This window comes from Candidatus Aquicultor sp. (genome assembly GCF_054640775.1).
In genome coordinates this window covers 1-2929 of sequence record NZ_JBTSLF010000279.1, presented here as the reverse complement: position 1 = coordinate 2929, position 2929 = coordinate 1, and the positions used below count along the sequence as shown (strand labels likewise).

Sequence of the window (2929 nt, the reverse complement as noted above, 5' to 3'; positions counted from 1 at the left end):
TTATGGAAACCAATGAAAAGGGATATTTCTACTGGATTACCTCCTCCGGTGTTTATAAGAAGGAACTGCTGGAACAGGACCTGGAAAAAATATCTTCCTTTTATTTCAACCATGGATATTTAAAAGCCAAAGTGGGGGAACCGACTGTACGGCATGAAGGAGATTGGATTTATATAACCATTCCAATCGAGGAAGGCCAGCCCTATAAAATGGGCCAGGTGAATGTCAGCGGGGATTTGATTCAACCTAAGGACAAATTGATGGCCTCCCTGGTCATCACCAAGGAAAAATTTTATAATCGAGAAGCGATCCGCAAAGACATTTTAATGCTTAATGATCTATATTCCTATGATGGGTATGCCTTTGCCGAAATTAATCCTCAAATCAAGGAGGATCCTGCCGCCCTCAAAGTAGATCTCGTTTATGAAATCAAGAAAGGGTCCAAAGTTTATTTTGAACGCATTGATATTGTCGGGAATGTGAAAACCCGTGACAATGTGATTCGAAGGGAATTCAAAGTCGCTGAAAAAGGTCTCTTTGATGCCAAAGCCCTCAGAAAAAGTAATGAAAACCTCCATCGGCTTGATTTTTTCGAAGAGATCAACCTCTCGACTTCTCCGGGAAGCCAGGAGGATCGCATGAAATTAAAGGCGGAGGTCAAGGAAAAGATGACCGGCTCTTTTTCTGTGGGGGCGGGATATAGTGCCGTTGAAAATTTTTTGGTTATGGGCCAGATTTCGGAAAGAAATCTTTTTGGCCGGGGGCAACGTTTAAGTCTGGATGCCCAACTCGGGTCCGTGACCAAGCGTTATAACCTGGGCTTTGTCGAGCCCTGGCTCTTGGGTACCCGGGTTTCCAGCGAGACCAATATCTATAATTGGACCCGGATCTATGACCAATATACTAAAGACAGTATCGGAGGATCGGTGGGTTTCGGTTATCCCATCCTGGAAGAAGACACCCGGGGGTATATTACCTATGGCTACGACGATGCCAACGTGACTGCCGTTACAGATGACGCCGCCCAGGTTATTCAGGACATGAAAGGCCGCCATCAAACGAGCAGTGTTCGCCTGACCCTTCGAAGGGATACCCGAGATTTGATCTTTAATACCACCAAGGGATCGCTTAATAGTGCTTCAGTGGAATATGCCGGTGGTCCGCTCGGAGGGACCAATTATTTTACCCGGTTTCTGGCCAGTTCGGGCTGGTATTTACCCTTCTTCGGGGAGACCACCTTTTTTATTAACGGCAAATGGGGATATATGACCAAGAATGCCGGAGGGGATCTGCCCTTATATGAAAAATTTTATTTAGGAGGCATCAATTCGATTCGAGGCTTCAAATATAATACTATCAGTCCCACCGACCCGGCGACCGGCCAAGTAATCGGCGGTGAGCAGATGGTACAATTTAATTTAGAATTCATTTTCCCTCTGATTCAAAAGGCCGGGCTTAAAGGACTGGTGTTTTTTGATGCTGGCAATGTTTTTACCAAAGACCAGACAATTGATTTAGGGAATCTACGAAAAAGTGTGGGGGTGGGGGTCCGTTGGTATTCTCCTATAGGACCCCTGCGGGTGGAATGGGGCTGGAATTTTGAGCCCAAAAGCGGTGAAGACACCAGTAACTGGGAATTCACCGTAGGGACGTTTTTTTAATATTAAACAAGAGGCAAGGACTCAAGGATTCGGGTCCTGCCCATGGCAGGATTGACCCCTGTAAATTATTATCAGTGAGGAGATTGAACATGAGTAGAATTTTTTTAACAAAGGCTGTTTTTTTATCGGGAATTGTTTTTCTTTTGACCACTGCCCCTTCCTGGGCCAGTGAGGCCCTTAAAATCGGGGTCATTGATTTGCAGAAGTGCATCCAGCAATCAGAGGCCGGTAAAAAGGCTTCAAAAGGTTTGCAAGAAAAAGCGGATCGGATCAAAAAGGATTTAGAGACCAGACGGGATGAATTAAAAAAACTGAGCGATGAATTCAATAAAAAAAGTAATGTCCTGAGTGCTGATGCCAAGAGAGAGAGAGAAAAAGAATTGATTCGGAAGGACGAAGATTTAAGGGAGCTGGTTCGGAAAAAAGAAGAAGAAATGCACAAGGATGAATATAACGCCATGCAGCCTTTGTTAACCGAGTTATTTGAAGTTACTAAAAAACTGGCCAAAGATGAAGGGTATACCCTGATCTTGGAATCCAAGAGCGGTGTGGTTTATTTCAATAAGCCCGTCGAGGAGATAACCGATAAAGTCATCAAACTCGCCAACGAACCCAAGAAGGAAAAAAAGAAATAAGCATGGAATCGCCGAATTCAGCATTCCCCTCAGAGGTAACTTTAGAATTTCTGGCCCGGTTGGTAGGAGGAGAGGTCCGGGGGGGTTGTGAGGAGTTGATTGTCGGCATCACCGGTATCCGGGAGGCCCAAAAGGGCCAGATCACTTTTATGGTCAATTCCCAATATGAAAAAGACCTGGAAACGACCCAGGCTTCGGCCGTTATTGTCGGACCGCAATTTCCCAAAACCTCCAAGCCGTTATTGATAACCTCCAATCCAAACCTGGCCTATGCCAGGATCGCCCAGTTTTTTGCCCCCCGGCCCGATCACCCGCTGGGCATCAGTCCCTTGGCCCATTGTGGTGTAGGCTGTCGAATCGGAGAAAAAGTTTCCATCTATCCCCTGGTCTATCTGGGTGACCGGGTGGAGGTTGAAGACGGGGTTACCTTGTATCCGGGGGTCTACGTGGGGGATTCGGTACGGATCGGGAGGGATTCCATCATTTATCCTAATGTTTCCATCCTCTCGGGAACGATAATCGGACAACGGGTGATTATTCACAGTGGGGCGGTAATTGGCAGTGACGGTTTTGGTTTTGTACAGGACGGGATGATCCATGTCAAGATTCCTCAAACAGGGATCGTTCAGATTG

3 protein-coding genes are annotated in these 2929 nt (G+C 46.2%); all 3 read left to right on the top strand.

Annotated features, from left to right (window positions below):
- On the top strand, positions 1-1661 hold a 1661-nt coding region (bamA, locus tag ACYC56_RS14155), incomplete at its 5' end, for an outer membrane protein assembly factor BamA (protein WP_461374818.1).
- A gap of 89 nt (positions 1662-1750) precedes the next feature.
- Positions 1751-2296, top strand: coding sequence for an OmpH/Skp family outer membrane protein (locus ACYC56_RS14150; RefSeq protein ID WP_461374817.1), 546 nt, complete (start codon positions 1751-1753; stop codon positions 2294-2296).
- A 2-nt stretch (positions 2297-2298) separates the two neighbouring features.
- A partial coding sequence (locus ACYC56_RS14145) for an LpxD N-terminal domain-containing protein (RefSeq protein WP_461374816.1) occupies positions 2299-2929 on the top strand: 631 nt, incomplete at its 3' end.

Bases quoted from the DNA above. Each gene is read 5' to 3' on its own strand.
- ACYC56_RS14150 (WP_461374817.1), top strand. From the start codon at position 1,751: ATGAGTAGAATTTTTTTAACAAAGGCTGTTTTTTTATCGGGAATTGTT.